General features: G+C 52.2%; 18 protein-coding genes. 8 read left to right on the top strand and 10 right to left on the bottom strand.

Going from position 1 to position 22,205, the window contains the following annotated elements; translation table 11 throughout:
- Positions 1–279: 279 nt before the first annotated feature.
- Positions 280–1,527 carry a cation:proton antiporter gene (locus IX84_RS10595; protein WP_044219912.1) on the bottom strand — a complete coding sequence of 416 codons (1,248 nt, stop codon included), beginning with the start codon at positions 1,525–1,527 and terminating at the stop codon, positions 280–282.
- Positions 1,528–1,813: 286 nt separating this feature from the next.
- Between IX84_RS10595 and IX84_RS10590 the strand changes: the two genes are divergently transcribed.
- On the top strand, positions 1,814–5,098 hold the full coding sequence (locus IX84_RS10590) for a VPS10 domain-containing protein (RefSeq protein WP_044219910.1): 3,285 nt from the start codon (positions 1,814–1,816) through the stop codon (positions 5,096–5,098).
- Positions 5,099–5,287: 189 nt separating this feature from the next.
- Here the strand turns inward: IX84_RS10590 and IX84_RS10585 are convergent, their stop codons facing one another.
- The 6 genes from IX84_RS10585 to IX84_RS10560 form a co-directional block, all read right to left on the bottom strand.
- Positions 5,288–6,016, bottom strand: a complete 729-nt coding sequence (locus IX84_RS10585; RefSeq protein WP_044219907.1) for a LytR/AlgR family response regulator transcription factor — start codon at positions 6,014–6,016, stop codon at positions 5,288–5,290.
- A complete protein-coding gene (locus IX84_RS10580; RefSeq protein WP_044219905.1) occupies positions 6,013–7,092 on the bottom strand; it encodes a sensor histidine kinase in 1,080 nt (359 codons plus the stop codon). The genes IX84_RS10585 and IX84_RS10580 overlap by 4 nt, the downstream gene beginning before the upstream one ends.
- Entirely contained in the window at positions 7,082–7,444 is a 363-nt protein-coding gene (locus tag IX84_RS10575) for a hypothetical protein (protein WP_152604989.1), read from the bottom strand. Before IX84_RS10575 ends, IX84_RS10580 begins: the two co-directional genes overlap by 11 nt.
- 277 nt (positions 7,445–7,721) lie before the next feature.
- A complete protein-coding gene (locus IX84_RS10570; protein WP_160213721.1) occupies positions 7,722–9,791 on the bottom strand; it encodes a tetratricopeptide repeat protein in 2,070 nt (689 codons plus the stop codon).
- Between the two features lie 123 nt (positions 9,792–9,914).
- Entirely contained in the window at positions 9,915–11,519 is a 1,605-nt protein-coding gene (locus tag IX84_RS10565) for a M56 family metallopeptidase (protein WP_044219897.1), read from the bottom strand.
- Complete coding sequence (locus IX84_RS10560; RefSeq protein ID WP_044219959.1) at positions 11,512–11,895, bottom strand: BlaI/MecI/CopY family transcriptional regulator; 384 nt, start codon at positions 11,893–11,895, stop codon at positions 11,512–11,514. The genes IX84_RS10565 and IX84_RS10560 overlap by 8 nt, the downstream gene beginning before the upstream one ends.
- A 232-nt stretch (positions 11,896–12,127) precedes the next feature.
- Between IX84_RS10560 and IX84_RS10555 the strand changes: the two genes are divergently transcribed.
- The 4 genes from IX84_RS10555 to IX84_RS10540 all read left to right on the top strand — a co-directional run bounded on the left by IX84_RS10555 (position 12,128) and on the right by IX84_RS10540 (position 16,138).
- Positions 12,128–12,745 (top strand): DUF308 domain-containing protein, encoded by a 618-nt coding sequence (locus tag IX84_RS10555; RefSeq protein WP_044219894.1) that lies wholly within the window; start codon positions 12,128–12,130, stop codon positions 12,743–12,745.
- Between the two features lie 4 nt (positions 12,746–12,749).
- Entirely contained in the window at positions 12,750–13,856 is a 1,107-nt protein-coding gene (locus tag IX84_RS10550; protein ID WP_044219892.1) for a sensor histidine kinase, read from the top strand.
- On the top strand, positions 13,853–15,193 hold the full coding sequence (locus IX84_RS10545) for a sigma-54-dependent transcriptional regulator (protein ID WP_044219890.1): 1,341 nt from the start codon (positions 13,853–13,855) through the stop codon (positions 15,191–15,193). The genes IX84_RS10550 and IX84_RS10545 overlap by 4 nt, the downstream gene beginning before the upstream one ends.
- A 165-nt stretch (positions 15,194–15,358) precedes the next feature.
- Entirely contained in the window at positions 15,359–16,138 is a 780-nt protein-coding gene (locus IX84_RS10540; RefSeq protein WP_044219887.1) for a M90 family metallopeptidase, read from the top strand.
- 8 nt (positions 16,139–16,146) lie between these two features.
- Here IX84_RS10540 and IX84_RS10535 read toward each other — a convergent pair whose 3' ends face one another.
- The 3 genes from IX84_RS10535 to IX84_RS10525 all read right to left on the bottom strand — a co-directional run bounded on the left by IX84_RS10535 (position 16,147) and on the right by IX84_RS10525 (position 19,337).
- Entirely contained in the window at positions 16,147–17,082 is a 936-nt protein-coding gene (locus IX84_RS10535; protein WP_052515933.1) for an alpha/beta fold hydrolase, read from the bottom strand.
- Positions 17,083–17,110: 28 nt separating this feature from the next.
- Positions 17,111–18,676, bottom strand: a complete 1,566-nt coding sequence (locus IX84_RS10530) for a hypothetical protein (protein WP_044219884.1) — start codon at positions 18,674–18,676, stop codon at positions 17,111–17,113.
- 88 nt (positions 18,677–18,764) lie between these two features.
- Positions 18,765–19,337, bottom strand: coding sequence for a hypothetical protein (locus IX84_RS10525; protein ID WP_044219881.1), 573 nt, complete (start codon positions 19,335–19,337; stop codon positions 18,765–18,767).
- A gap of 282 nt (positions 19,338–19,619) precedes the next feature.
- Between IX84_RS10525 and IX84_RS10520 the strand changes: the two genes are divergently transcribed.
- From IX84_RS10520 to IX84_RS10510, 3 genes are all read left to right on the top strand, one after another.
- Entirely contained in the window at positions 19,620–19,955 is a 336-nt protein-coding gene (locus IX84_RS10520; protein ID WP_202965234.1) for a 2Fe-2S iron-sulfur cluster-binding protein, read from the top strand.
- A gap of 409 nt (positions 19,956–20,364) precedes the next feature.
- Entirely contained in the window at positions 20,365–20,871 is a 507-nt protein-coding gene (locus tag IX84_RS10515; RefSeq protein ID WP_044219876.1) for a hypothetical protein, read from the top strand.
- A gap of 74 nt (positions 20,872–20,945) precedes the next feature.
- Positions 20,946–22,205: hypothetical protein (locus IX84_RS10510; protein WP_044219873.1), on the top strand; the 1,260-nt coding region annotated here is incomplete at its 3' end.

The raw sequence follows: 22,205 nt of genomic DNA, 5'->3' as shown, positions 1-22,205 counted from the left end.
GCAAGCCACTCCCGCTGTTTTTATGTTTGGGGCATAGGTATTTAATCCGACTTAGTGCTGCTGTGTGGGGAAGAATGTGTTTGTAAGGAACTTACATTATGGGGAAGAAAAGGATCTCGGTTTGCCTATTCAAACATCGAGATAATACAAATATATTAAAAGTTTAGATGTAAATCCAGTCTCCTGACAACTTTTTCAAAAAAATTTAAAAGTGGCCTTGACTTATAGGTTTGTCCTAAAGCGGCTTAAAATAAAAGGTTGCTGCTTTGGGCGTGGGGCCTAGCCGTGCTCTCCCTGAACATTCTTAACGAGCCTTCCAACAGTAAGGCCCTGAACAATAATGGAGAAGACAACCACAATATAGGTAATAGTGAGAATCGGTGTCCGGCTCATATACTCGGAAAGTGACAGGGCAAGCGCAATAGATATGCCGCCCCTGAGCCCGCCCCAAGTCATAATCAGGTTGGTCTTAGGGAAAAAATTCAGCCGGCTACGGAAAAGGGCAATAGGTGTGGCCAGAGCCATAGCCCGGCACAACAAGACCATAGGTATAGCGATCAAACCAGCAACTACATATTGTTGATCGAATTGCAAAATGACAATCTCCAGCCCGATCAGAACGAATAATACGGCATTAAAAAGTACGTCCATAAGCTCCCAGAACTTATCCACATAGCGTTCTGTCTGTTCTGACATGGAAGACGTCCGGAACCGTTCGTGCCCAACCATCAGCCCGGCAACCACCATGGCCAGTGGCCCGGAAAAATGCAACGCGCTAGCCAGTAAATAGCCCCCCATGACCATAGCGAGTGTGACCAAAACCTCGACCTCGTAGTCGTCAATTGTCCGCATCATATAATAGGCAAGATAGCCCAGCCCTAAGCCAAGCGCAATACCTCCCCCGACTTCTTCCAGGAACAGGAAAGCTACTTCTCCGGCATCAAACTGCCCGGCACCTGATTGGGCAAGCTGGTATATCGTAATAAACACCACCACACCAATGCCATCATTGAAGAGGCTCTCGCCAACAATTTTAGTCTCCAGACTTTTGGGCACGCCTGCCTGTTTGAGGATACCCAATACGGCGATTGGATCCGTAGGGGAAATCAGCGCTCCAAAGAGCAGGCAGTGGAGAAAAGAAATGGAGATACCGAGCGCATTGAAAAGGAAAAACGAAAGCGCTCCCACTAAAAAAGTCGAGGTGATGACCCCAAGCGTAGCAAACAGGAGTATCGGCCAGCGCATGCTACTCAGAGACCTGAAATCAACATGCAGGGCACCGGCAAAAAGCAAAAAGCTCAACATACCTTCCATAAGCACTTTGTGGAAATCAATCTGCTCCACAAGGCTTTTCTCCATCTCAAATAATGCCGGATAAAACTGACTGACACCCATCGTAAGCAGGGAGAACCCCAGAGAAATGATCATCAGCCCGATAGTGACAGGCAGCTTTAGAAAACGCACGTTGATGTAACCGAAGATAGCAGCTACAACGATCAGGATGGTGAGGATAGTAAACAGGTCCATGATTGCTTCGTTTTGTTGGCGTACCAGCCACTCGCAAATATAGGGCGCTATCCTCACTTTCTGCCTCTGCTTCTAAAAAGAATACCCGGTATGACTAGTCACACCGGGCATTGTTTTTTGGGATTATCGCGCTTTCTCATAGTAACTAGCGCTCTGTTGTTCATTCTGATCGTTAGGACGCAACAAGCTCCGGTTGGTCACACAAAAGTCCAATTTATGATCATTTTTTGGTGGGGGTGGCAAAACCTCTTACTTTGTAATTCTTTCCAAACCAACCTGAAACAAGATGAAAAAAGCACTTTCCCTGCTCTTTGCCCTAACCTTGCTGCTGGCAGCCCCACTGCATGCCCAGAAAAAAGGAAAAGACGAAAAAGAACAAGAAAAGCACTACCTGGAATCAGCGGCTCTCGGCGGGCTGAAGTTCCGCTCCATCGGCCCGGCCCTGACTTCCGGCCGGATTTCCGACTTTGCCGTACATCCGGACAACCGGGCCGCTTATTACGTAGCCTCCTCCTCCGGCGGCGTTTGGAAAACGGAGAATGCAGGCACCACCTACGAGCCCATATTTGACGGTCAGGGCTCCTACTCTATTGGCTGCATCACGCTAGACCCCAATAACCCGAACGTCGTATGGGTGGGCACAGGCGAAAACAACAACCAACGCTCCGTAGCCTACGGCGATGGCGTTTACAAGTCTGAGGATGGCGGCCGCAGCTGGCAGCACATGGGGCTCAAGGAATCTGAGCATATCGGCAAAATTATCGTAGACCCACGCGATTCCCGTACCGTCTACGTAGCGGCAATCGGCCCGCTCTGGAGCAGCGGGGGCGAACGCGGCGTCTACAAAACCACCGATGGCGGACAAAACTGGGCGCTCGTTCTGGAACTGGACGAGCACACCGGCGCAACCGATTTAATTATGGACCCACGTGACCCGGATGTACTGTATGCGGCAGCCCTGCAGCGGCGGCGGCACGTGTTCACCTATGTTGGCGGCGGCCCGGGCAGCGGCATTTACAAAACCACAGACGGCGGACAAAACTGGAGCAAAGCCAACAAGGGCTTGCCCTCTGGCGATATCGGCCGCATTGGCCTGGCCATTTCTCCCGCCAACCCGGAGTATCTCTATGCTATGGTGGAAGCAGCGGGGAGCGGCAGCGGCTTCTACCGCTCTGACAACCGCGGAGCCAGCTGGAGCAAAAAAGACAGCTACTTCACACGGGGCAATTATTACTCCGAAATCGTCGCCCACCCCACCGACCCGGAGACGGTCTTCGCCATGGATACCTACATGCACTATACCGATGATGGCGGCAACAGCTTTCAGCGAGTGGGCGAGCCCAACAAACACGTCGACAATCACTGCATGTGGATCGACCCTGAACAGCCCAACTACTACCTGGTGGGCTGCGACGGCGGTATTTACGAAAGCTTTGACGCCGGCAAAACCTGGAATTACAAACCCAACCTGCCCGTCACGCAATTTTACAAGGTGGAAGTCGATAACGACCTGCCCTTCTACAACGTCTACGGCGGCACACAGGACAACTTCAGCCTGGGCGGCCCAAGCCGCACCCGCAACAGCAACGGCATCACCAACAGCGACTGGTTTGTCACCCACGGCGGCGATGGCTTTGAATCAGCTATCGACCCGGAAAACCCCGACATCGTCTACGCACAGTCGCAGTACGGCGTGCTCGTGCGCTACGACCGGGCGAGCGGAGAAGAGACCGGTATTCAACCGAAGCCAGCCAAGGGCGAAGATGCTTTCCGCTGGAACTGGGATGCCCCACTGATGATTTCCCACCACAAGCCCACCCGCCTGTACTTTGCTGCCAATAAGCTGTTCCGAAGTGACGACCGCGGTAATTCCTGGACCACCCTGGGCGATGACCTCACCCGTCAGCTCGACCGCAATACCCTGCCGGTCATGGGCCGCATACAAAGCATTGACGCGGTAGCGAAAAACGCCAGCACCTCTCCCTATGGCACCATCGTCGCTTTCTCAGAAAGCCCGCTCAATGAAGACTTGCTATACGTGGGCACCGATGACGGGCTGATACAGATTTCTGAAGATGGCGGGCAAAACTGGGCTCAAATTGATGTCAACAATATCAAAGGGGCGCCTGAGCGCACTTACGTCAATGCCCTGCTGGCTTCCCAGCACGATGAGAACGTCGTCTACGCTGCCTTCAACCACCACAAATACGGCGACTTCAAGCCCTACGTCTTCAAGAGTACCGATAAAGGCCGCACCTGGACCTCCATCAGCAATAACCTGCCCGAGCGTGGCTCTGCTTACAGCCTGGCCGAAGACCATGTGGATGCCCGTTTGCTGTTCGTCGGCACTGAGTTCAGCTGTTTCTTCAGCCCGGACGGTGGGGAGCACTGGAAAAAACTGAGTGCTGGCTTACCAACTATTGCGGTTCGGGATATGACCATCCAAAAACGGGAAAACGACCTCGTGTTGGCCACCTTCGGCCGAGGCTTCTACGTGCTGGATGACTACTCGCCTTTGCGCCAAATCAGTGAGGAGCAACTGGAGGCAGATGCCCACATTTTCCCCATTAAAGACGGGCTCGTCTACATTGAGCGCGACCCGCTGGGCTACTCCGGCCGAGGCTTTCAGGGAGCAAGCTATTATATGGCTGAGAACCCGCCCATCGGCGCGACCTTCACTTACTACATCAAGGAAAGCGCAGAGACCCTAAAGGCTAAGCGCCAAAAGGACGAAAAGGAAAAGATTAAAGAGGGCGAGCCCATCCGCTACCCCACCTACGAGGAGCTAAAAGCCGAGCGGGAAGAGGAAGATGCCTATCTCCTGTTTGCCATCATGGACGCCAAAACAAAGGAAGTGAAGCGGCAACTCAAGGCCTCCGTCAGCAAAGGGGTACACCGCATAACCTGGGACGGCCGCATGCCGGATGTATCGCCCATTCGTCGCCCCGGCTCTCCTAATGATGACTCCGGCGTACTGGCTGCGCCCGGTGACTATCTCGTTGCCCTTTATCAGGTGAAAGGCAGTGACCAAACTGAGCTGGCCGGCCCACAGCCCTTCAAGCTGAAGAGCCTGGGCGGTGTAACCCTACCCGCTGAGCCACAGGAGAAGCTCCTCAACTTCCAGGCTGAAGTGCAGGAGACCAACCGCCGCCTCGACGGGGCAGCGACCCGCCTGCGGGAAACCGAAGAGCGTTTGGAGGCCATCCGCCACGCCCTCTTTCTTACACCAAACGCCGGGGAGGAACTACGTGCCCGCGTCCTGAAGGCCGGTCAGGAACTCCAAGCCCTGAAAACCGACCTGAACGGCGACCGCATCGCCTCCGAGCTCGATCAGGGCACGCCTATGGGCATTATGGACCGTCTGGGCTGGCTGACTTACGAAATGTGGGGCTCCACCTCTGCGCCCACGCAAACACAGCGCGATGCCCTCGCAATTGTAAAGGAAGAGGCACAGCCCATCCTCAAGCGTATGCGACAGCTGACTGAGGTGGAGGTTAAAGCTATTGAGAAAGCACTGGATGAAGCGGGTGCACCGTACACACCTCAGCGGCCGATTGGGACCGGGGAGTAATTGGCTACCTTTATCGGACCGAATGAGCAGCCCCGGATGTTGGCAAGTGTCAATGTCCGGGGCTGTATTTTTATCACTGTACGGGCCCCAAGCGGTCGGCGAAGCAATATTTCCCTAATGAAACCTTAAGTCTCAGGTCTGGTCCAAAGGAAAAGCAGTGGGTACAGTGGAAGAACTCGCAGCCCGCACCTAAAACGTTAGCGCCTTTATCTTATCCATATACCCGCGGCTTACCCGAACGACATCCCCGTTCTGCATTTTCACATCATAGCTGCTGGCGTACTTGTCGACGCTCTCAACGTAGTGGATATTGATAATGGAGGAACGGTGGACGCGAATAAAAACTTTCGGATCAAGCCGGTCCTCAATTTTTCCGATACCGTAATTGCTGAGGTAAGTCTGCTCTCCGGTAATCAGGCGGGAGTAATCGCCATCGGCTTCAACACGGATGATGCGCTGCACGGCCAGGTTGATCAACCGGCGCCCGGATTGCACAAGGATGCGCTCAGGATAGGTTTGTTTTTCTTCGAGCAGGCTTTCGGTGAGGCGCCCCGCCTCCGTTTGGCTTTCGGATTGCAGTACCCGCTGAACGGCTTCATGAAAACGCTCTTTGGTGTAGGGCTTGAGCAGGTAGTCCACCGCGTGCACTTCAAAAGCTTTGAGGGCGTACTGATCATAAGCAGTGGAAAAAATGATCTGCGGAATTTCTTCCAAATGGGTAAGCACCTCAAAGCCATTCATGCCCGGCATCTGAACATCCAGGAAGAGCAGGTCCGGCTGAAATTCATTAATCACTTTGATGGCGTCCACGCCGTTATTGGCTTTTCCAACCAAAACGAGTTCCGGATATGCTTTCAGATATTGCTGAATAAGCTTCCGGCCGGCAGGTTCATCGTCTACTAAAACGACCTTCTTCATATTACAAATTCGATTTTTAGGCCGCGGGGCTGATTATCGCTAATCTTCAGGTGACTGTTGTATTGCTTTTCCAGCCGCAGGCGGGTATTCTTGAGCCCTACACCTCCATTGCGGAACAGGTGGGCTTTTTCCTGAACCCCTGTACCGGTATCAGAGACTTCAAAGGCTAACCGCTCGCCCTGTAGCCGGATGCGGATGAGGACCTGCCCACCCTCAATAAGGTTGGAGATACCATGCCTGATGGAATTTTCCACCAGAGGTTGCAGGATCATCGGAGGGACTTTCCGTTCCCGCAATGCCTCCGGTACATCTACCACAACCTGCAGGCGGTCTTCAAAGCGGGCTTTCTCCAGTGCCAGGTACTTTTCTACAAAGCCCAGTTCTTCTCCCAGGGCGACCTGCTCTGTTTTGGAGGCTTTAAGCTGATACCGGAACAGGTCAGCCAGTTGCGCGATCATCTCCCGCGTCTGCTCCTGCTCTGGTGGTACGGAAGCGCTGATGGCGTTGAACGTATTGTACAAAAAATGGGGATTAAGCTGCGCCTTGAGTGCCGCCAGCTCGCTCTTCAGTGCTGCTTCACTGAGCGCCGCTTTGAGCTGAAGGTTACGCTGATTGTTGCGGTAGTATTCGTACCCGTGGAAGATACCAAACTGAATAAAGTAGAACAGCGCCGGGATGTAAATGTCCCACACCTGCCCCCAGCCCCCCAGGTGCCCGAACCCCAACTGCTCTGCCAGCCAGTAGTAGCCCTTCCAGCCTGCCAGTACGAAAAGGGGCAGCCCAGGCAGATGCAACAACAGCCGGTATTTCAGTTCCCAGTGCTTCAGCCCCCGGAAGACCACCCACCAAATGGGCAGGGTAAGCAGGGCCATGCACAGATACTGCAACCCGGCATTGTCCATAAACTCCTTTAAGCTGAACAGGCTTTCTCCTTCCTTCCTGAAGTCCATACCGTTGAGCCACAGCGTCAGGTGGTAACTGAAGGCGAAAAAGAGGTACAGCCCCAGGACGACAAAGTATTCGTACACCGAAACGCCCAGCATTTGACGCCTCCAAAAAGTGTATCTAGGGTTCATCCGGATGGATTTTTGTTTGAGTTCTTGTGGCTGTCCAGGGTGCGATAAACTTCCGTTGGGGGCAGTAGGTTTGCCCGCGCAGCATCTTGCCATCGAAGCGGGCGACGTGGTAGTACGTATTGTTCCGGTCGCGGGTCTCAAAAGCTAAGTGCAAGTCTGCCCACTGCGTATTCAAGAGCCCTTTTTTAAATTTTGACCCGTAAAAACTGCCGGAAAAGGTGTTGTCCCCAGGCTCTTTAATAACAAGCGTTTGCCAGTAGGGTTGTGCATCCGGTGCGGGCCTGAGGTCGACCTGCCAGGCCCCTTCCAACAGTGCCGGGTCGACAGGCGTATCCTGGGCATTTAAATTCATAAAAATTTGCGAGCCTGCCCAAAAAAGCCCAATCATGATAATATTTATCAATATCTGTAGGTGCGGAAAAGGGGGTATTAACATCCTCATAGCGTGGTGTTGATTTGGAGCTTGTTTGGACTTTACACTTCTGGCTGCGTTCACTCCAAAAGCAACATCCCAACAAGCTCGTAAATATTCAATCGGGTGATCCTTACACCCACAAATATGAGCGCCTTAAGGGCGCCACACCAGCGCGAACCGGCCAATTGCAATATAGCCCGGTGAATGAGCAATTTTATTGATCTGTTTCCTCATTAGCCTGCTCCCGAAAGGTCATAATAAAGGTACTCCCCTTCCCTTCCTCGCTTTCGAGCCGAATATCTCCGCCGAGCTTACCGACCGCCAGCTTGACGATAGCCAGACCTAGCCCGGAACCACCGTATTCGGCCCTCGAATGCAGACGTTTAAAGGCTTCAAATATTTTTTCCTGAAAAAGTACCGGAATGCCGATGCCGTTATCTGTCACCCGCAACTCTATCCCTTCACCCTGCCGGGTAGAGGAGATCAATACTTCCGGTCGTTGGCTTTTGTTGTACTTCAGCCCGTTCTCGATCAGGTTTTTCAAGACTAATAACAGCATGGAACGATTGATCCTTACATATTTCAGCCCATGATAATCGACTTTTCCGGGCACCACCCGCTGCTGAGTATCCAATATATTAGCCAGGTTTTGTACAAAGCTGTTCATATCAATCTGCTCCACCTCACCAGCATTTTGTCTGGACAGGTCAGAATAATGCATAAAGTCCTCAATCAATGTATATAATTGCCGGCTACTGCTTTTTATGATCTCAAAGTAATCTTTCAGCCCGCTGCTCAGGTCCTCCGGTAACCGCCTGCGTATGAGCCCTACGTAATTGCTCATCACGCGTATAGGCTCCTTAATATCATGGGATGCAATATAACTCAGGGTACTAAGCTCATAATTAGCCTGCTCCAGGTCTTTATTGACCCTTTGCAGGGCTTCAGTACGCTGAGCCACTGTGGTTTCCAGTTGCTGGCTATAGCTCTGTTTACGCTGCAGATCGCGGTAAATGAGTACAACCACAAGAATCAACAGCAGCAGTGCAGCAGCACCTACCATCATTACCGTATTGCGTTGCCCGATGATCACCCGGTCCTTGGCTCTTTGTTCCTTCAGGTATTCGTTTTCCTGCTCCGTTTTTTCCACTTCGTAGGCCATTCTGAGCTGATCCATATTCTGCTGCCGTTTTTGGACTTGAGCGGAGTCACTGGCAGTTGCATACAAAGAGCGATATTTGTAAGCTATTTCATAACTGCCCTGTTCGGCATGTGCCTTAGCGAGTAGATCGTATAAATCCATAACCGCTTCCTTGTTGCCATCCCCCTGGGCCAGAGCCAGCGCCTTCTGCCCCCAGTCCAATGCCCCGGAATAGTCTTTCTGCTCCAGTGCAAAATTTGCCAGCACAGACAATACCGAGATCCGCCCAGAAGTATACCCGAGGGTTTCACTTAGTAAAAAGGATTCCTGAAGATAAGTTTCTGCCGCTTCAAACCGCCCCGTCTTCACGTACAATCGGCCAATGTTGGTCAATAAAGATATCTTTCCGACCTCATCTTTAATTTCATCTTTGATCACCAGGGAGCGCTGAAAGCTCTCAAGGGCACCTTCATAATCCTCTTTAGCTTCCAGGCAGCTACCGATACCGGATAGCAGTACACAGACCGTTAGTTTGTTGTCTTTAGCTTCCGCCAATGCGAGGGCCTTTTTCAGATACCGGAGGCTTTCGTCGTAATCTCCCTGTTGCCGCAGAGAGATGGCCACATTATTGAGAAAAGCAGGCAAGGCATACCTGTCAGAAGAGTCTTTAGCGTTCTCTTCTATATTCCTCACTGATTTGAGGTACCATTCAAACGCCTTATCATTGCGGCCCAGCCGCCGCTCCAGGTGCCCCCGGGTACTGTAAAGGTTAGACTGTTCCAGAACATTAGGGTGCTTTCGGAAATGCGCCTCCGCCTGCTCCGCAATAATATTTACGGAGTCGATCATCCCTTTGTCCAGGTATGCTACACTTTTGTTGGTCAGAGCTTTGCCTATATGGTAGTATTGGCCTGTACGCTCTGCCAGTTCGCCGGCACGATTAGCAAAATGAATCGCTTTGTCCAGATCGCGCCTTATGTAATAGCTGCTGAGCTTCGTGAGATATTCCACTTGCAGCGTATCTGGCTGACCTCGTTCAACCATTGACAGGACACTATCTACGGTTAACTGTTGGCTGAACAGAGGAGTATGGGCAAGTAGGCAGCAGCACACCCAGAGCATTAACTTAAGGCGGTTTGCCATAGCCTGTTCTGGTTGGTTATGTGGGCAAAATAGCAAAAACCTTTCATTAATGCTGCAAAACCAACTATTGCTGCTCAAAAATTTCATCTCCGGACTACTCCCTACCCGGAAAATCTCCAAAATCTACTCCTCCAGCTTAAAGACCATAGAATTGATTTGGCGGGGCTCTTCGTCACCAGGGCATAGACACCGGACCTCATCGAAGTAGGTCATAGTACCTGGTATAGCTTTGGACATCAATCGCTTAGCTGGCTCTGAAAAAGCGGCGCCCTTCACTATAACTTCCACCGGGTCTTGCTTCGGGATAATTTGAACCATAGAAAAACCGGATACTTCACAGGGTTGATTAAAGGTTGTGGAAGCCGACAGGCGGACCCGCTCCAGCCTTTTGTAAACTTCTACCTCCATCTTTCCGCCTTTGAGCCCGGCAAGGTTAGCAGTTGGGTCAGGATAACGCTCCACACTAAAGTCAACGGACACTTGCCCCAGGCCCGGCGCTTCGATTTCAAGGGTAGCACCGCCTGGCTGTACCGGGTGGGCGACATAAAGCCCGGCTCCATCTTTCTTCAGGTTCAGGTGATCTGGCGCAGTGACCACTACATCCTTATCTGCCACACCGGATATAGCTATGGTCAGAGGGTTGTCCGTGTTTAGATACAAGGTCTTCGATACACCCTGATCGATACTCACTACCGGCTGAGACTGCAGGGCTGGCACAAAGCCAATGGTGGACAATGCCAGGATCAGCAACATTCCACTTAGGCCTAGTGGCATAGCGGCCTGCGTACCGGAGGAGGAGGTTGGAAGTTGCAGCAACTGCTGGATACGATTGGACAAATGAGCATTAGCATTCATAACTAAAGTAACTTTTGAAGATGAAGAAAATCGGGCGGATTGTATAAGGGCTTCTGCATAAAGCAAGGGGTCCGTGCCAGTCCGGCAGACCATCTCGTCGCAGCTTTCTTCCCGTAATTCCCTCACCTGCCGACTGAGCCACCAGATGCCCGGATGAAAAAAGAAAAGGGTTTCAAAAAGTCGAACGATCAGATTGTGCAGGTAGTCGTTGCGCTTGATGTGGGCCAACTCATGTAATATCAAGGCCTCCACCTGCGCTTCTGTCAGCTGGCTAAGCATACCTGCCGGGATCAGTATCATGGGTTTCAGGTATCCGAAGGTGCCTATGCCCTTCAGCAAAGTTGACTCCAGGAAAGTGACTGCACCGCTTACCCCCATTTTTTGCTGTAAAGCTTCGAAGCGCACTATCCAGTCTTTGGATGGTGCCTGTACCCCATAGTGACGAAGGTGCCTGAGGAAGATATATTCTGCAATTTGCTTAAGGCTCAGAAGAAGCACCCCTAGTATCCAGAGTTTTACCATAAACGGTAAATAGCCCGACCACTGATCAAACAGGCCTTCCAAAGCTGTCGGCGCTTCCGATAATGCCCCACTCTCCGGGAGGGGTTGCAACGTTGCTTCAACAGGGATATCCACTATTGCACCCATATGAGGAGCCATGCTGTAATAGTGGTCAAATGTAACCCCAAAGGACAGTCCGCAGACCAGTAACAAGATAAAGCTGACCCAGTATTTTGAAGACTTGGAAAGGCCAACTCCAAAACGTTTGACACTTGCTCCCAGAAAAGCCAGCAGGGTAAACTGCCAAAGGCTGTGCACGAGCGCATGGCCCAGCGCCGTCAGCATATGCCCGCTAATAAGTACATCAACCATCTTTTTGTTGTTTTTTCTTTTCCGCAATGAGCTGCTCCAGTTGATCCAGTTCATCTGCTGTGGGGTCGCCATGACCAAGGGCCTGTATGACCAAATCCATAGCCGAGCCACCAAACGCTTTCTCCGTTAGACGGCTTAGCAGGGAACGCTGCACTTTAGGCGCTTTCAGAGATGTACTGTACAGATGTGCCCGCCCGTCCTCCTGCCGGTGTAAGGCGCCTTTGTCCAGCATCCGCTGCATTTGTTTGAGGGTGGTGGTGTAGCCTACGTCTTTTGTAGCAGATAGGACTTCGTGCACTTCCCGTACCGTCCGGGGCTGCTTGTCCCAAAGCACCCTGAGAATGTCCAGTTCTGTATCTGATGGGTAATAATCCATAATTACGACTTTTGTCGTACAAATATATACGACACTTGTCGTAAAGTCAATGCCAAGCTGTAAAAAAAATAGTAAAAACTCAAACCCAGCCGATACAAGAAGTACCGTCCGGGGTATTTTGTACCGGTCGGCAAGGTAGGCGCCTGAGCATAAAAGTTTGATAGTCAGCGGCATGGAATCCTGGCACGCCAATTGAATACCCATCAACAAGTCCTAACCAAATCCAATTGTGATGATGACAGAAGGCAAACGACTGATGGACAGTAGAGAGGTAATGGTGCTCGAAGGAGTGGCGATGTTGGGGTTGAGTGCGGTGGCACTGTGCTATCCGATGGAACAGCGTTTGTCACTGCTGATCCCTTTTGGGCTGTTGCTGGGGTTCAGCGGCATCACCCGGCTGATCATCAGCGCCTGGTTTTTCCGGCGGGGCAGTGCCTGGAGGCAGCTGGTTCAGCAAAGTGCAGTGGCTGACCTGCTGTCTGGTGGTGCAGCCCTTGTACTGCTGTTTCAGGGCAGCAATCAATTGGTACTGCTCCTGGGGCTGTGGCTCGTCTTGTCCGGCTATTTCCAAATCAGGAGGTATGCCTACCTGCGGCAGCAATGGCCAGCTTGCACCCCCGCCGGGCTGACCGGTATTTTATCCGTGAGCATGGGGGCATTTCTCCTGGCCAACATTCAGGGTCAGTGGCTGAGCGCCCCTCTTGACTTGTCGCTTCCGCTTGCCCTGCTTGGGCTGTTCAAAATTTACGCTTTTATCAAACTCGGACAGATGCGCCAACGTTTTTCTAACGGAGAACCGGTTGCAGACCAGGAACCCTTTCCGCCCTATTCTCCACTAAATTTAAACTGAGTATATGCCCGAAGCCAGCCCTGACGTTGTACACGCCTTGCAGGAACGCATCAAAGAGCTGAGCTGCCTGTATGAGATTTCGAATATCGCTGCCACTTCTACAGCTTCTCTTCCGGAGAAGCTACAGGAGGTGGTACAGGCACTGCCCAAAGCCTGGCAACACCCTGACTTCGCCGTTGCTGCCCTCCTTCTCGACGATCAGCAGTACCGGTCCGGCAGCCTGGCATCCAAATACGAGACGCAGCAGCACCCCATCGTTGTACGTGGGCTTGAGCGCGGGCACCTGGCGATGCATTACAATTACCTGAATGGTGCCCCGCCTCCGTTCCTGCACGAAGAAGCTTTGCTGCTCAAAACCCTGGCTCAGGAAATCAGCGGCATCATTGAACGGGACGAGCAGAAGGCCCGGGAAGCCCTACTACGCCGGAAATTCGAGCAGGCAGACCGCTTGTCTATTCTCGGAGAAATCACGGCCGGCATTGCCCACGAGCTCAACACGCCTCTGGGCAACATCCTCGGCTTCGCTCAGCTGATTCAGGACCGTACAGATGATCAGCAGGTGGGACAGGATATTGAAAAGATCATCAACTCCTCTATGCACGCCCGGGAGATCGTCAAAAAGCTCATGTTTTTCTCCTGCGAGATGCCCCAGCAAAAGCAAAATACGGATGTCGGGCTACTCATTGAGGAAGCACTCCAACTGCTGAGGGTTACTTTCGAACAAGCCGGCATTACCCCCCGGCTCTCCTTACCCGGCCGCCCGGTGATTGCAGAAGTTGATCCGATTCAATTTACGCAAGTGGTTTTCAATCTTTTAATCAATGCCCTGCATGCCTCTGCCCCGGGACAGGAGGTATGGCTTACCCTGATACAGCATGAGACCAACATGGTGCTTCGCATACAGGACTTTGGGCACGGTATCGAAAAGGACCTGCGCGAACGGATATTCGAGCCCTTCTTCTCCACCAAAGCGCCCGGTGAAGGTTCCGGGCTTGGGCTGAGCGTCGTGCATGGTATTGTGAAAACCCATGGCGGGCAGATCGAGCTCGAAAGTCAGCCCGGAGAAGGCGCTTGCTTTACCCTCCGCTTTCCCTTAACTTCCGTTGCATGAAGAAGCGGAGTATTTTACTGGTGGATGATTCACAGGATATGCTGGAAGTCCTGCGGCGGCAGTTGAATGCCCTTCAGTACAACACCTTTCAGTCTACCTCCGTCACCGATGCGATTGACCTGCTACAGCATGCCCGGATTGACCTGCTCATCACCGATATGCGCATGCCGGGCCTCGATGGGATGCACCTGGTCAAATATGCAAAATCGAACTTTCCTGACTTGCCGGTGCTGGTCATCACCGGCTTTCCTTCCGTTTCCGGCGCAGTGGAAGCAGTAAAATCAGGCGCACTCGACTACCTTTCCAAACCGTTCACGGCGAAAGAGTTGCAACAGGCCGTGCAGCAGGTTTTCCGGCAGCAAGATGGCAAAACCGACACTACCGTCTCCACCGCTACGGAAGAAGAACAAACAATCGATTACCACGGTATCATAGGGCAGTCTCAGCCGGTTATGGAACTGATCGACCTCATTGAGCGTATTAAAGACACCCGGGCAACCACCTTGATTCAGGGAGAAAGCGGCACGGGCAAGGAGCTGGTTGCCCGTGCTATTCACTACAGTGGCCCCTACCGGCAAGCCCCTTTCGTAACGGTTAACTGCGGAGCGATTCCGGAGCATTTGCTGGAAAGCGAGCTTTTTGGTTTTGTAAAGGGGGCATTCACTGGCGCGAATGAGACCCGCCCCGGTTTTTTCCACGCGGCTGACGGGGGCACCATTTTTCTGGATGAGATTGGGAATGCTTCGGCTGCGGTGCAAACGCGATTGCTTCGCGTCATTCAGGAAAAAGAGGTTAAAATGGTGGGTACCAATACCGTGCAGAAGGTAGACCTGCGCGTCATTGCCGCGACCAACAGCGATTTATATACCCTAAGCCAGCAGGGGCAATTCCGGGAAGACCTGTACTATCGCCTGCACGTGATCGACCTGCACACGCCTCCCCTCCGTCAGCGCAAGAGCGACCTCCCGCTGCTGATACGACACTTTCTGGACAAATACGCTAAATCCTATGGCCGTCCCAAGCCCGGGGTCACTCCAGAGGCTATGCACCGACTGAAAGCGCACGACTGGCCGGGCAATATCCGGGAATTGGAAAACGCGGTGCAACGGGCGCTGATTCTTTGCGACGGCCAGATTGAAGTGGCAGACCTTCCTGCGTATCTACACGCAGCAGACCATACCTTAAGAACGGCTCAACCGCAAGCCCTGCTTTCCCTCAGGGAAATGGAACAGCAGCACATCAGGCGTGTCCTCGACGCTGTAGACGGCAATAAGACTGCTGCCGCGAAAATCCTGGGTATCAACCGGAAAACGCTTCGGATCAAGCTTAAGGAATAGGATGGCTCTGCAAAAGCCCAAATCCCCCTGCATGTCCTGGAAACGCCGGGCTTGTCAAACTTCTTAGTGTTTTTGAGCATACGTTCTGAAGATCTACGCCTATCTTTACGTCCATTCATCCTAAATTAAGAATGTCCTTGACTTTCATTTAACCCCTTAAACCTAATGGAGCCCCGCATTATCGTCACCATAGCCTTATTGAGTGTGCTGGTTATTCTTTTTTTCGTCTGGTTCGTTCGAAAGAAAAAGCGCCCCACTGGCCCTTTTCCAGAGGCATGGCGGAATATTTTGCTGGAAAACGTCCACTTTTACCGCCAATTAACGCCCGAAGAACGAGCCCGTTTCGAATCAGAAATCCAATTCTTTTTTCAGGAGATCACGATCACGGGGGTAGATGTAGCACTGACGGATACCGATCGGCTGCTGGTAGCTGCGAGCGGGGTGATCCCACTCTTTGGTTTCCCCGGCTGGCACTACCGCAACCTTAACGAGGTACTCCTCTATAACGACCGCTTCAACCTCGACTTCCAGACAGAAGGTGAAGGGCGCAATATCAATGGCATGGTAGGCACCGGCAGTATGCAGCGTATGATGATCCTTTCCCGGCGGGCACTGCATAAAGGCTTCAGGCATGCCGACAGCCGCAATGTGGGCATTCATGAATTTGTGCACCTGCTGGATAAGTTCGACGGAGACACAGATGGCCTGCCCGCTCAGTTAATGGAGCGACAGTACACCATTCCCTGGCTGAAATTTGTACACAAAGAGATGGAGGCCATCCGCAAGCACAAATCTGACATCCGTCCCTATGGGGCGACCAACGAAGCCGAATTTTTTAGCGTAGTCAGCGAATACTTTTTCGAACGGCCTGCCCAGCTCCGCCGCAAGCATCCCGAATTATACGAATTGCTGGAGGAAATTTTCAGGCAGGATCTGTTGGATTAATCTTCTGGTCAATTCAGAAAATCACTGATCAGCCCGTTGACCACCTGAGCCTGCTCATAATGGACGAAGTGCCCGGCTTTGTCAATCATATGCAAGGTAGCATTTGGCAGCTGCTCAACTCCTTTCTGACCGATACTCTCCGTGGTGCCCCCATTCAGGAAGCGGTTGGGGATGAGGTTGTCCTGATGGCCGAAGATGGCCAGTACCGGCTGCTCAATCTGCGGCAGGTAGTCGAAGACCGGCTCGTCGACCATGCCTTTTACGCATTCCGGTATGATGTAGCAATACGCATCAAAGTCTTCTGCATGGCGCATCGCGATGCGGTCGGTAATCATAAATTCGGCATCTTCCGGCATATCGTAGAAATTCCAGGCGATGTTGGTCTTGATCTGGTCTACGGTGGTCAGTTTCACTCCGGTAGGCGTGAGTACCTCACGGAACCACTGCCGCTCGCCTTTGTGGAAGGTCTCGAAACCGGCCGGTGCCACCAATACCAGTTTTTCCACCTTTTCGGGATAGGACAGCGCGGTGGTCATCGCAATCTGCCCACCCATGGAGTGGCCAGCCAGCGTGGCTTTTTCCAAACCAAGGGCTGCCATAAAATCTTTCACGATAGTGGCATAGTAGGTCATGCTCGCCTCGTATTTGCCTTTGCTTGATTTGCCGTAGCCGGGCAGGTCGATGGCAATGCAACGGTAGCGGTCTTTCAGGCCTGCTATGTTGTTTTTCCATGCCGGAGCGTAACTGCCCAGGCCATGGATGAAAATAATGGGCTCGCCCTTCCCTTCGTCAAAGTAAGCCACGGTCTCCCCGGTTTCCAGCTCCACTTTTTGGGTTGGGAAAGGATAAGGAATATCATCAAAAGTCTGCACCTTGGGCACCTTTTGAGACCAGCTGCAACTGCTCAGTAAAAGGAGGCTGAGGAGGAAAAGTGTATTTCTCATCTGGACTTCTGCTTTTTTGAGATTCAGGTTAAAACATCAACCACTTAAAAACGACGAGTGCGGTGTAGGGGTCAACCGGCCGGATATCTTCCCCTCCGTTCACTGCCGGGCTATCGTAGAAATCGCCCAGCCACAGATAGGCGCCGTGGAGTTCTATTTCCATTAACGTCCCCAGGGTATAGCCGACTTTGAAGTTGCCTTCCACCCCCATAAACTGCCCGCCTCTTGCCGGTGCGACGTTGCTGATGGCCGTAGCCATGCCTACCTTGCCGTTCAGCTTGTAGGGGATAAAGTCGCGACTCAGGTTTACCGTACCTCCGGTCAGGCCAAAGCCCATATTGGAAATATCTGTCACCGCAGCCACGTAGCGGTTCACCACATTGGCATGCGGGAAAAGGAGATAGCCACCGTGCGCCACATTTAACCCACCGGGCGTTGCCCAGGTATTGCCGGTCATGACGCCACTGTAGCGGTCATCGCTGATGCCATTATCATCGCCACTCGTGAACATCAGGTCAGTAGAAATCGCATCATTGGGCGTTTTGCCGTAGCGGTAGCCCAGGCGGAGGTTGGCGCCCAGCCCGCCGATTGAGGGGCCGTCTCCCCAGGTACCTTCTTCCTGTAGTTGGGTGCGCCCGAGGTTGTAGTTGACGTAGCCCGACAGGAACCATGTGTCCGCCATCTGACTCAGATTGTAGTCGAAGTAAGTACCCAGCCAGGCCACATCAGCCCGGTACCGTCTGCTGCCAAAAGGAAAACGGTAGGTGCCGTTGTAAAGCGAAAGGGTGCTGTTGAGCCCCTGCCCCAGAATGGAAGGCCCGCCCTGCCCGTTGGAGCGGTCGCGGACGTAGTATAGAGAGCCGCCCCAATGCCATTTGGTACCCAGTGACCGCTGATAGGTGAACTCTGCCATGTGCACATCGTCCACCCGCTGAATGCTGTTCTCATAAAGCTGGAAAAAGCCGGCTTTCCACTGATGGTAATCGGCATTTTGCCGCACGGTAATGCCCACACCGTCCGTACCCCAGTAGTTGAGGCGATAGGCCGAGTTGAGCATGTCATCGAAGAAGGTACGATAGGGATTGTAAGGCGTGTCAAACATCCGCTGCAGGCCAAGGTTGATCGCCCAGCCCGGTGCGGGGATGTACTCCAGCTCCAGGTTTTGGGTTTGCAGGTTGACCTGATCACCGGAAGGGGCTGAGCCTGAGTTACCACCGGTGCCATAAGCCACATCGCCCCAGGTGTAATCAATTTCAAAGGATGCCCGAAGGGTGACTCGGTTATCAAACAGTTTAGGCTTGTAAATGAAGAAGGGCAGGATGCGCTGCTCAAAGAAGGAAGCCGTCAGCGAATCAGAAGTCGTTGTGGTATTTTGCCCAAACAACCGCCCAATAACCTGTCCCTGCAGGAAGTCATTGGTCGGGAAAATGTTGCTGTTGTTGTAGTGGTTATAGAAAAAAGCAATGTACTGGAATTCCTTATCGGACTCTTCCGGAATCGCCTCTTCCAGTTGCTTAAAGTAGGGAGGAATCTGTGCCGAAGCGGCAAAGGGCAGGCACAGCAAAAGCAGTAGCCAAAGTTGCCGGTTTTTCATGGTAGGGTAAGGATTGGTTTTGCTGGTTGGGAAAGGAAAAGGCGCAGCACAATTGACTGTACTGCGCCTTTTTGAAAACTATGGATTGCTACTCAATTTTCTCGTACGTCTGAATATTCAGGTTGCCCAGGGCACCGCCGTTGGTACTGCCAAAGCCGCCTGCAGAGGTAGGTGGCACAGCACCGATATCAGGTGCGGTTTGTACGATTTCGTACCGCATTGTCGTGCCATTGATCTCAAAGATACCAACGGAAGTCAGCGCAGCCGGTGTGGACTGATTCACCGTAATGTCCCAGATATCAGCTGTTCCACTTTCCATTTGCTGGTAAGTGCCTTCCAGGGTAAGTACTGCGCCGGAAGTGTCATATTGCTCGACGGTGTAAGTCAGGTCGGTGCGGAACTCCGCGTAGATGCTATCTGTGCCAAAGAGGTTGACCAGCAGCGGTGCTACATTAGCGCCTGAGCTCTGCCACTGTCCCTGAATACCCACTTCACAAGGGTCACAAGTACCACCGCAGTCGATACCTGTTTCGTCACCGTTTTGGATACCATCGGTGCAGGTAGGTTCCGGTTCGTTATCGCCATCGTCATCACAGCCCGTCCAGGTTACCATAGCGCCGGTAAGGGCGAAGAGCATCAGCAAAAATTTAAAATTCTTCATAGCGGTAAATTTGATTTTAGTCTGGTTTGCAAAATTAATTTTGGAAAGCGCCGGTCTTTTCAAAAGACCTTTACGGTAAAGCGAATGTAAGAAAGCCCAATATCGGGAGTAATCAAATGACAAAAATCAAAGGGTTGACTTAAAATTTAATCTATTCAAAAATTGACCATAAAGCCCTGTCAAACAATATTTTAAACTCAAAATTAAAATCCCTGACCAAAATACTAAAACCAGCCCGCCCAAAACATAAATGCCCTGCTGAAGTTGATGACCCAAAAACCTATGGCAAAACCCTCACATAAAATTATCGTCACCCAACTCGATGGCCAACAGGTGCGCTTTCAGGCAGCACCTGGCACCAACCTCCGGCAAGCCTTGCTGCAGCAGGGCATCAGCCCCTACACTTCCTACACCCGCCGGCTCAACTGCGGCGGCCGGGGCCTGTGTGCCACCTGCGGCGTATGGATCAATGGCGATGTGCCTGCCCCACAGCATTGGCACGACAAAGCCGCCCGGCGCTTCGGCTACCCCCGCCTTAGCTGTCAGGTGACGATAGACCGGGACCTGGAAGTGGAAATGGTGGAGAAGTGGATTTGGGGCGGGCGGCGCAGTCTGTAAATTTTGGATGGCTAAGGGTGGAGCCGCAAATGCCTGTCCATTCAAAGTAAAACTTTAGCGAGGGCTTCAGGAGAGCAAAGCGAACAGACAACCCGGTCTGCCCCGCACTATCCCTCTGCCAAAAAGCCCTTCGTCCGGCTTGATGAACAATGATATGCTGTAGCCAACACTGCCGATTAAAATCATAATCGCCAAAAAGCACTTATTAAATCTGAATGCGCTTACGAACAACTCAAATTCAAAATAATAATTTGCGCAAATCCAACAGCCTAAAATTTGCTCAAATCGGTCTATTCTATTACATTGTAACCACAACGCGTTCAAGCCGCCCGCTCGAATGCGCCTTCTGTAACTAAACACCGTAATTGTATGAAAAATTCATTTCCCTTTATCCCTATGCTAGTGCACTATGCAAATGAATAGTCAGAATATCGAGATAAAGGTGGCAGATAATCCGACAGATCCACACAGTTCCCGACCGAAAAGCCTACCCGCTCTTCAAAGTATTGCAGATGCCAGCGAAGGTAAAGCCGCCGCCTTCGCCCGTGGCCTGCTCAACACCTTCTACGGCTACGACTACCGCATCGTACCGCAGTCGCCAAACGTGCAGGGGCTCTATACCCTGCCCGGCAGCGGCCCTGCCACGCAGCCGAAGGAACGGGCGCAGCCCTTATCGGCACTGCCCAACCCCGCCCGGGCGCAGGTGGCTTTCCGGTACCAACTGCCGGACCCGCAGCAGCCTGCACAGTTGCTGATCTACGATATGCAGGGCAAGCTAACGGCTACGCTCAATTGCGGACCGGGCACCCGACAGCAGGTATGGCAAACGGCCGGGCAGCAGCGCGGGTTGTACTATTGCATCCTGCAGCAAGGTGCATACCGCTCCCCCGTACTGAAAGTGCTTTTGATTGACTAACCTTAACGTATACAGCCGCTGCCTGCCTGGTGCAAGGCAGCGGCTGTATGCTTTTCCAATATTCTATTCCCGATATGAGACTTTTATACATCGTGCTAATGTTCTTAGTTTTCGATGCCGCCAATGCACAGATCACCTTTAACAAACGCTTCAACGCAGGCTTCCCTTTTCAAAACGTGACGGAAATACTGCCTACAGACAGTTGTTATTATGTGATAGGGGTATACACCGATACCACGGGGGGGCTGCCGACCGTCGGAAACTTCTTCACCAAGCTGAACCTTGAAGGTGAAACAGAGTGGCAAAAAACAATCGGAGGGCCCTCAAAACACTATGAAACCTGGAGAGCAGGGCTTATCTCTGAAAGCGATTCCACCTTTTTAACAATGGGGATCACTTCAGACTCTGTCCATAAAGCTGTAGTTATCCGGTATGATATCAATGGGGACACCCTGGCTACCAAAGAATTTATCAACCCTTTTTATCCTGATGAAACCTTTATTTCTGCCTCACAAGTCATTACCGTACTAAGCAATGGAGACATTATTGCGGCTACTGGCATAAATGTAGGCCCTGAGTCAAACACGGATATATATTTTCTCCGATTAGATGAAGACCTCAACCTTATCGACACTTATATCTATGCTGACCCCCTCCAAAATGCGCCAAAAGACATCATTGTAACAGAGGAAGACGACATCATTGTAGGGTCCGTGAAAAGCAATATCGCACAAACCTCCAATAATTTCACCTACCGTTCTCATCTGCTCAAGCTGGATGAAACCTTTGATATGGAATGGCAATACATCACGCCTGCTTTTGAATTGTATGACTTTGCCAACGCCCTCCTCCCCACCCCCGACGGCGGCCTCATCGTCGGCACCGGTAAAGGCGTGGAGACCGCCATCAACAGCAGCAGCGGACGCGTAGACTGGAACCCCTGCTTCTTCAAGCTCAATGCCGACCGGCAGATGGAGTGGGTTCGGGAGTTTAGGGGCCGGACTATGGGGCCCATTTACGCTATTGTGAAAATCGCTCAGGCCACGGACAGCAGCGGCTACCTTGGTGTCAGTCGGATTGCCGACTTCGAGTCCGCAGAAGAACCTCTTAATGGCATGTGGGTCATGAAGGTATCCAATGCAGGCGATAGCCTCTGGGCACGGCACTTTACCCTTATCAACGAAGAGCCTGGCATGCCCGAGCCCATGGACCTCAAAGCCACCCCTGACGGCGGCTACATCGTCTGCGGCGCAATCGACCCGCCCGGTGACGGGGGCGTCCACCCCCTGCGCTATGGCTGGCTCCTCAAGCTCGATGAGCACGGCTGCCTCGTG

Origin of the sequence: Phaeodactylibacter xiamenensis, from assembly GCF_000759025.1 — a bacterium.
GTDB classification, from domain to species: domain Bacteria; phylum Bacteroidota; class Bacteroidia; order Chitinophagales; family Saprospiraceae; genus Phaeodactylibacter; species Phaeodactylibacter xiamenensis.
The sequence above is the reverse complement of the archived record's forward strand: the minus strand, read 5'-3'. Positions and strand labels throughout refer to the sequence as shown.

Coding starts and splice junctions, on each gene's coding strand:
- IX84_RS10595 (WP_044219912.1), bottom strand. CDS start 1,527: ATGGACCTGTTTACTATCCTCACCATCCTGATCGTTGTAGCTGCTATC.
- IX84_RS10590 (WP_044219910.1), top strand. CDS start 1,814: ATGAAAAAAGCACTTTCCCTGCTCTTTGCCCTAACCTTGCTGCTGGCA.
- IX84_RS10585 (WP_044219907.1), bottom strand. CDS start 6,016: ATGAAGAAGGTCGTTTTAGTAGACGATGAACCTGCCGGCCGGAAGCTT.
- IX84_RS10580 (WP_044219905.1), bottom strand. CDS start 7,092: ATGAACCCTAGATACACTTTTTGGAGGCGTCAAATGCTGGGCGTTTCG.
- IX84_RS10575 (WP_152604989.1), bottom strand. CDS start 7,444: ATGAATTTAAATGCCCAGGATACGCCTGTCGACCCGGCACTGTTGGAA.
- IX84_RS10570 (WP_160213721.1), bottom strand. CDS start 9,791: ATGGCAAACCGCCTTAAGTTAATGCTCTGGGTGTGCTGCTGCCTACTT.
- IX84_RS10565 (WP_044219897.1), bottom strand. CDS start 11,519: ATGGTTGATGTACTTATTAGCGGGCATATGCTGACGGCGCTGGGCCAT.
- IX84_RS10560 (WP_044219959.1), bottom strand. CDS start 11,895: ATGGATTATTACCCATCAGATACAGAACTGGACATTCTCAGGGTGCTT.
- IX84_RS10555 (WP_044219894.1), top strand. CDS start 12,128: ATGATGACAGAAGGCAAACGACTGATGGACAGTAGAGAGGTAATGGTG.
- IX84_RS10550 (WP_044219892.1), top strand. CDS start 12,750: ATGCCCGAAGCCAGCCCTGACGTTGTACACGCCTTGCAGGAACGCATC.
- IX84_RS10545 (WP_044219890.1), top strand. CDS start 13,853: ATGAAGAAGCGGAGTATTTTACTGGTGGATGATTCACAGGATATGCTG.
- IX84_RS10540 (WP_044219887.1), top strand. CDS start 15,359: ATGGAGCCCCGCATTATCGTCACCATAGCCTTATTGAGTGTGCTGGTT.
- IX84_RS10535 (WP_052515933.1), bottom strand. CDS start 17,082: ATGAGAAATACACTTTTCCTCCTCAGCCTCCTTTTACTGAGCAGTTGC.
- IX84_RS10530 (WP_044219884.1), bottom strand. CDS start 18,676: ATGAAAAACCGGCAACTTTGGCTACTGCTTTTGCTGTGCCTGCCCTTT.
- IX84_RS10525 (WP_044219881.1), bottom strand. CDS start 19,337: ATGAAGAATTTTAAATTTTTGCTGATGCTCTTCGCCCTTACCGGCGCT.
- IX84_RS10520 (WP_202965234.1), top strand. CDS start 19,620: ATGGCAAAACCCTCACATAAAATTATCGTCACCCAACTCGATGGCCAA.
- IX84_RS10515 (WP_044219876.1), top strand. CDS start 20,365: ATGCAAATGAATAGTCAGAATATCGAGATAAAGGTGGCAGATAATCCG.